The sequence below is a fragment of the Hominiventricola sp. genome (genome assembly GCF_057604405.1).
Window position 1 is genome coordinate 1 of sequence record NZ_DBLYVB010000042.1, and the last position, 6600, is coordinate 6600.

A 6600-nucleotide genomic window follows, 5' to 3' on the forward strand; every position below is an offset into this window, starting at 1 on the left:
ATCAGCTCACATAAGGACAGGACAAAATCGGATTTTACACCAAGTGGATTGTCATCATCGGAATAATCCATATTGATATCCATCGGATTGATATAATCCTTACTGGTCGGTGAAATGTGTACGACCTGTCCGCCAAGTGCATGGACCAGTGGATAATACTCACCCTCCGGATCTCCGATGATAATGTCATCCTTCGTGACAAAGAAAGCGTTGGTGATTTCTCTTTTTGCAGCAAAGGATTTACCGGATCCAGGTGTACCAAGGATCAATCCATTCGGGTTTTTCAGCTTTTTACGATCCACCATAATCATGTTGTTGCTGAGTGCATTTAATCCGTAATACAGGGATTCTCCTGCCATAAAAAGTTCCTGAGTGGTAAACGGTACGAAGATAGCAGTGCTGGTCGTGGTCAGTGCACGTTTGATGGGGATATGATTGACTCCCAGCGGAACACTGCTCATCAGTCCTTCTTCCTGCTGATAGTCCAGACGTTTCAGTACACAGTTGTATTTCTGTGCAATTCCGGCAGTCTGGAAGATGGCATTGTCCAGTGCCTGTTTGGTCTTTGCTGTATTTAAAAAGAGCGCTGTTACAAGGAACATACGCTCATTTCGTGACTGCAGGTCTTCTAACAGACGCTTAGCTTCTCCGCCATACGTGTTCAGATCCGATGGAATGATATCCATATCGTATCCGGCCCGGACTGCTTTTTTCTGTTCTTCGATTTTCATACGGTTGATATCCGTCACTTTGCTTTTTACCAGCTTGATTGCCTTCATCTGATCCACAGACTGGACATGCAGGTTGACGATCAGGTTCTTATCGATATCCAGAAATTCTGCCAGCATCTTATCCGTAAGCTCCGGTGCCAGGATCTGCAGATAAGAGACAGCCCCGATAGTATTTCCCATCTGGAACGTATTTCTGTCTCGGAATACAAAACTGGTCGGTGCCACATAATCCTTTGTATTGAGTCCTGTCCGGATCATGGAACCATAATCAAACTGGAAGTCTGTCATGATATCCGGATTGAAAGTCTCATACAGTATCTGCAGACGTTCCACGCCATTCAGCGGATATGCCGGAACTCCAAGGATCTTGAAGTTGTTCAGGATATCTGATTCAATACGTTCCAGCTTTGGCTTTGCTTCCCGGATATTATCCGCTTCGATGGAAAAGGTGATATATTTTGACTTCACCAGACCGTTGTTTCCTTTTGCCAGCTGCTGTTTCAACATCTTTGCGTATTCCATACGGACATCATCAAAAGCATCCTCCTGTGGTCGGATCCGGATGACTTGCTCAAACTCCTTCATGCTGCTCTTATGGTTGATAAAGCTCAGCTGAAAATGGATGCTGCTGTCAAAGTAATTGAGGAAGTCACACCAGTTTTCAAAGATTGCATTTTTATCTTCATTCTGAGCCAGCTGGTAGTTGATGTCATAAAAGCGGATACACTTAGAATAAGTTTTTCCCTGTACCCTGCAGATTCCATCTCTTCCCATTTCCTTATAAGCGATTGACTGCTGGACGGACAGTTTTTTCTGCCTGCGTTTCTCTTCCTGCTTTTCTTTTTTCTTTTTCTCTTTTCTGTCTACTTTTTTGTATCCGGTATCTGCGACAGTTTTCTTATTTTTCTTTTTTCGCAACCGTTTTTCCTCCTTTCGGTTTTCCTGCATCCGGAGACTGTCTGATCTGTTCCGGATCTGTCTCATAATAGTTTTCAGTTTCATATTTTCTGACGGATGGACGAAGAAACTTCACCCGGATCATATGCATCAGAACATCTTCCAGATGCATCCCGTCTTTTTCGTACATGGCAAATAAAAATGCCGGTAACATCAAAAGCACCATGACCGTTGCTGCATTACTGTTTCCCATCACATTACGCAAGAGGAAATAGCTTGGAATTCCCATTGCAGCACCTATCCCGATACAGATCAGCTGTCTTTTGGTCAGGTTAAATGCTACTTTATTCTTTACCTTTGTTAAATCTTTCGGTACGCTGACATATGCCATGATTTTCACTCCTTCCTGTAATTTAGTGCGCGTTAAATATCGACTTACTTAAGGATGCCGTCTTAAAGAGGCTGTAACATAAGATCACTGTGTAAGCCATAACGCCAAATAATGAAGAACTCAGATTATCTGAATACTGGATACCTGCAACAAGCACTGCATAGATTGCAACGCATACCATCATCAGAAATGCCTGGAAAGCCAGGGCAAAGAGTCCTCTGAAATAATTCGTGCCGATCTGTCCCCATTCTCTGTTACTCATAGTTGCGAATGGAATCGGCGCAACTGAGGTATATAGGTAAATCTCTATCATACGTCCATACATGATCACTGTGATCAATACAGACAGGATTCTCATACAGAAGCCGGCGATAAGGGTTTCCAGCGCCAATACAACAAGTTCTCCGATTTTCATACTTTCCAGTGTTGCGGAAAGATCCGTCAATGCCGAAGAAATATCAATGGCGGTACTTCCTGTGATAACACCGGCTGCAGAATTAACTACGTGCTGGCCCACATCGAATACCGCCATTGTGATCGTAAATGTGTTACTCACCAGATATACAGCGATCCACATTTTTACGAAGTACTTGAAAAACATCCAGGTATCAATATCATGCATGTTGTTGCGCTCGGTCAGCATAGAAATCAATTCGTAGCAGAGTACGAGTGTGATAATAATACCTGCGATCGGCATGATCACGGAATCCGATAAGTTCCGGATCATACTGAATATGCTGCCGTTCCACCCTTGCGGGGTCTGTCCAACCTGGGTAGCGATCTCACCGGTCTTTTGATTGACATCAGTAAACATCGTGTCCAAGTTGGAAGTGATCATCCCGGTTAAGAGTTCCCTCATCCATTCCTCAATCGCATCAAAAATCTGACTGAACATGGATCTCTACTCCTTTCTCTTAACCAAATAATCCACTCAGAAGCGGAATCAGCTGTGTTCCAATCAGGATAACACCACCACCGCTCATCAGCTGCTTAATTCCCTGGGATTTTGCACCCGGGTTGTCGTTTCCATAACCTTCCATCAGGTTGATTACACCCCAGACACCAAGACCGGCACCGATTGCAACGACCAGTGTCTGAAGGATATTGATTGCACTGCTAAAAAAAGCCATAATCAAATGTATGAACAAACACTTTTTCTTATGGTCTGTAAGCGTTTGGCTCTACTCCTTTCCCTTTTATTCAGACCTTTTTGTACCCTTATCAGTAGTAGCAGGGTGCTCGAATTCTTTCTTTCATATCAGTCCTCACCTTCCTCAGCTTCAATCGCTGATACGTCTTCTTGTGTTACAGTTACTTCATACATTTCAAATTCTGTATCTTCCGACAGCACCAGTCGGTGTGCCAGATATTTTTCGACATCAAACGCATTATTCTTATTGAAATCGGCAAGTTCCTTGTACCGTTTGTGCTTTGTGATGTCATATTTGTTGCTTAAAAACGGCCGGACTCCTCGAAGCTGTAAGATACATTTTTCTCCATCCATGACCGCCAGCTCATCTCTACTCATCAGTTCTTTTCCTGTCTTTTGATAGTTCAGCCCATAGGACCGGTTGCTGCCTCTGGTGTCTGATGTGTTGTAAAGATCAATGGTTTCCTTTCCCAGAGTTTCTGATATTTCTTTCAGTGTGGAACTTTCCTTTCCACCAAGGAAAAGAACAGTGTCACAGTTACCTGTGATCGTCTCTGCAGCATCCTTATAGATGGTTTTCAGCTGAGATTGTGACTGCAGAATGATAGAAGCGGAGATTTCCCTGCTTCGGATCGTAGCAATCAACTTGTCGAATTTTGGAATCTGTCCGATATTGCTGAACTCATCAAGAAGCAGCCGTACATGATAGGGAAGTCGGCCTCCATGCTCATCATCCGCTTTATCACAAAGCAGGTTAAAGAGCTGGGTGTACATGATCGCTACCACAAAGTTGAATGTGTCATCTGTATCACTGATGATGACAAACATAGCTGTTCTCTGATCACCAATCATATCCAGTTCCATCTCGTCATAGGACATGATTTCTCTTAGTTCTTGAATATCAAATGGTGCAAGTCTGGCACCACAGGAAATCAAAATCGACTTCGCGGTTTTGCCGGCGGCAAGCTTGTACTTGCGATATTGCCTTACTGCAAAGTGTTCCGGATTTTCTGCTTCCAGTTCTTCAAACAATTCATCCACTGCATTTTTAAATTCTTCATCATCCTCCCTGGTCTCACTGGCATTGATAAATTCCAACAGAGTAGAAAAGTTCTGTTCTTCCTCTGGTGCCTCATACCAGATGTATCCGATCAGTGCAGAATACAAAAGACGTTCGGCCTTGACCCAGAAATCTTCCGTTGATTTTTCGCCCTCACCCTTGGTATTTGCGATAATGGTATTGACCAGCTTTAAGATGTCTTTTTCACTCCGGATATAGTGGAACGGATTGTAATGCATGGACTTTTTAAAGTTGATCGTATTTAATACCTTGATCCGGTATCCTCCATTTACCAGCATCTTCCCGCATTCGACGATGATCGTACCCTTCGGATCAGTGACCACATAGGATACGTGATCCGTCATCTGCATAAGGTTGGGCTTCACATAGAATCTTGTCTTACCGGATCCGGAACCACCGATGACGATCACATTCTTATTTCTGGCATACTTTGGTGCTTTTGGTCGGCTGTTCATGGTCAGACGTTCTGTTTCTGTGAGGATGACATTGTTCTCCAAGACCGGATCCATAAAGGGTTCGATATCTTTTCTGTTTCCCCATCTTGCAGAGCCATACTCCACACCCTGCCGGAACTTCTTTGCATTTTTAGAACGATAGTAGACCACCAACTTTAATGCACTTGCAACCAGAACACCTACTGCAAGATCCTGCAAAGCGATACTTGGCAGCCAGCTTAAAAATGCCAGTCGGAAATTGACTAACATCACGCCAAGTCTCTGGACCATGCTTTCTCCCAGGCAATGCCGGTACAGCCAGGATCCTTTATCTGCTACATAGAAGATAAAGAAATATGGGAGATTTAAGATCACCAGCCGTTTGACCTGGATCTTCTGTAATTTCTCCCGCATCATCGTTCCTGACCTCTGGATTTTTGTCTCTGCTTCACACGCTGGCGGTGCTTTGCTTTTCTTTCTACAGATTTCTGCAGTTTCTTTCTGACCGATGGTTTCTTCACCTGTTTCTTTTTCAGTTCTACTCCGGCATATTCCCGGAAAGCCGCTGTCATCACATCCACATCTTTAGCCTTAAAGAAGACCAGATATTTCGGTGGATCCGCACCGACTTCTTTTTTCAGGCTGTAATCAATCCCGTATTTTCTTGCCACACGGTCAAAGGATTTGATATTTTCATCTGTGATCTTTATGTTGGAAAGCTGTACTCCCTGTGCATTCAGCTGCTTGATGGTCTGCTTTCCATGTGGCTTTTTCTTTTCAATCTTTTTTCGGGCTTTTTCCCTTCCTTTCTCCTGGGCCCGTCCGGTCTTTTCAGCCATTTTCACCTGCGTTGCTTTCTGTTTCCTCCGGTTGTCCATTTCCAGGAACTTCCGAATGGCTGCTTTTAGCACACTGGCAGTGATCTTGACTCCCTGGATGCTCAGGCTGATCACTTTCTGATTTACTTCTTCCTGCAATTACCCACGTCCTTTCTTTCCTTTCATTTCAGAATGAAGACGGGCAATACAATATCCGATGCATGGAACATGTTTTCCATACGGACAGCCACCACATGGTGTTGTTTTTACCGCTTTTTTCTTTTCAGAAAGCAGATAATGGCACTGCTTCAAGTTACAGCCTTTCTTTTTGCCTCCCCACCAGTAACAGTACTTACAGGACCATGGCTTTTCTTCGCTGTACTTTCTTCCTTCTATAGCTGCATTTGGTTCTATGATCAGATCTTTATTTGTCTTCATTCTGTTCTTCCTCTTTTCTCATGATTTCTGTCAGTTTTTTCTCTGCCTGACTTCCGGCAGCAATGAGACAATACAAAACTGTAAATATTGCCGCTGCTCCCAGAAGAGCAACAAAAATAATGATATTTCTCATGGTTTCTCCCATCTAAAAAAGCGTCCACAGATTCCTTTCGGTTTCCATGAACGCTCATTCTTATTTGATTAGTGTTTCTTTTTTCTCATAAATGCAAGGGCTCCTGTACCAGTCGCACCAATGCCGAGAAGCATAAACCACAGCCACAGATTGGTGTTATCCCCAGTCTTTGGTGAATCACTGACAGGTTTTCCACCTTCCGGTGTCTTTTCTGCCGATTTTTCCTCATCTACCATGGTTACATGCTGTACTTCACTAGTATCCTTTACTTCGAATTCCACATCTTTTGCAACCAGATAGCCATCCGGTGCTGTTTCTTCACGGAGAGTGTATTTTCCGATCGGAAGCATTTCGATGTAATGTGCTTTCTCTGTACTGGTCCAGCTTTCGACAACTTTTCCATCCTGATCAAGGATCGTGAGTTTTGCTCCCGGAAGTTCTTTTCCGGCGATATCCTGTTTGGAGATTTTCACCTTCGTTACATCATCCTTCATCTCAACTTTCTGCACATCGGCAGTATCTTTGAT

At 43.6% G+C, this 6600-nt stretch carries 9 protein-coding genes; all 9 read right to left on the reverse strand.

What is annotated here, in order from left to right:
• Positions 1-1649, reverse strand: a 1649-nt coding sequence (locus ACZMB2_RS13410) for a VirB4-like conjugal transfer ATPase, CD1110 family (protein ID WP_487597107.1), incomplete at its 3' end; no start/stop codon positions are given.
• Positions 1630-2019 (reverse strand): PrgI family protein, encoded by a 390-nt coding sequence (locus ACZMB2_RS13415; protein WP_040466129.1) that lies wholly within the window; start codon positions 2017-2019, stop codon positions 1630-1632. The genes ACZMB2_RS13410 and ACZMB2_RS13415, both read right to left, overlap by 20 nt.
• A 22-nt stretch (positions 2020-2041) precedes the next feature.
• Positions 2042-2914, reverse strand: coding sequence for a VirB6/TrbL-like conjugal transfer protein, CD1112 family (locus ACZMB2_RS13420; protein ID WP_487597108.1), 873 nt, complete (start codon positions 2912-2914; stop codon positions 2042-2044).
• 19 nt (positions 2915-2933) lie between these two features.
• Positions 2934-3149: a Maff2 family mobile element protein gene (locus ACZMB2_RS13425; protein ID WP_005334815.1), complete on the reverse strand. Its 216-nt coding sequence runs from the start codon at positions 3147-3149 to the stop codon at positions 2934-2936.
• A 128-nt stretch (positions 3150-3277) separates the two neighbouring features.
• Positions 3278-5101, reverse strand: a complete 1824-nt coding sequence (locus tag ACZMB2_RS13430) for a VirD4-like conjugal transfer protein, CD1115 family (RefSeq protein WP_487597109.1) — start codon at positions 5099-5101, stop codon at positions 3278-3280.
• Positions 5098-5661, reverse strand: a complete 564-nt coding sequence (locus ACZMB2_RS13435) for a PcfB family protein (protein WP_003864610.1) — start codon at positions 5659-5661, stop codon at positions 5098-5100. Before ACZMB2_RS13435 ends, ACZMB2_RS13430 begins: the two co-directional genes overlap by 4 nt.
• A complete protein-coding gene (locus ACZMB2_RS13440) occupies positions 5662-5940 on the reverse strand; it encodes a hypothetical protein (RefSeq protein WP_487597110.1) in 279 nt (92 codons plus the stop codon).
• Positions 5927-6085, reverse strand: a complete 159-nt coding sequence (locus tag ACZMB2_RS13445) for a hypothetical protein (protein ID WP_173795261.1) — start codon at positions 6083-6085, stop codon at positions 5927-5929. The genes ACZMB2_RS13440 and ACZMB2_RS13445 overlap by 14 nt, the downstream gene beginning before the upstream one ends.
• Positions 6086-6141: 56 nt before the next feature.
• Positions 6142-6600 (reverse strand): SpaA isopeptide-forming pilin-related protein (locus ACZMB2_RS13450; protein ID WP_487597111.1); only part of this gene is annotated, 459 nt, incomplete at its 5' end.

Bases quoted from the DNA above. Each gene is read 5' to 3' on its own strand.
- ACZMB2_RS13415 (WP_040466129.1), bottom strand. From the start codon at position 2,019: ATGGCATATGTCAGCGTACCGAAAGATTTAACAAAGGTAAAGAATAAA.
- ACZMB2_RS13420 (WP_487597108.1), bottom strand. From the start codon at position 2,914: ATGTTCAGTCAGATTTTTGATGCGATTGAGGAATGGATGAGGGAACTC.
- ACZMB2_RS13425 (WP_005334815.1), bottom strand. From the start codon at position 3,149: ATGGCTTTTTTTAGCAGTGCAATCAATATCCTTCAGACACTGGTCGTT.
- ACZMB2_RS13430 (WP_487597109.1), bottom strand. From the start codon at position 5,101: ATGATGCGGGAGAAATTACAGAAGATCCAGGTCAAACGGCTGGTGATC.
- ACZMB2_RS13440 (WP_487597110.1), bottom strand. From the start codon at position 5,940: ATGAAGACAAATAAAGATCTGATCATAGAACCAAATGCAGCTATAGAA.
- ACZMB2_RS13445 (WP_173795261.1), bottom strand. From the start codon at position 6,085: ATGGGAGAAACCATGAGAAATATCATTATTTTTGTTGCTCTTCTGGGA.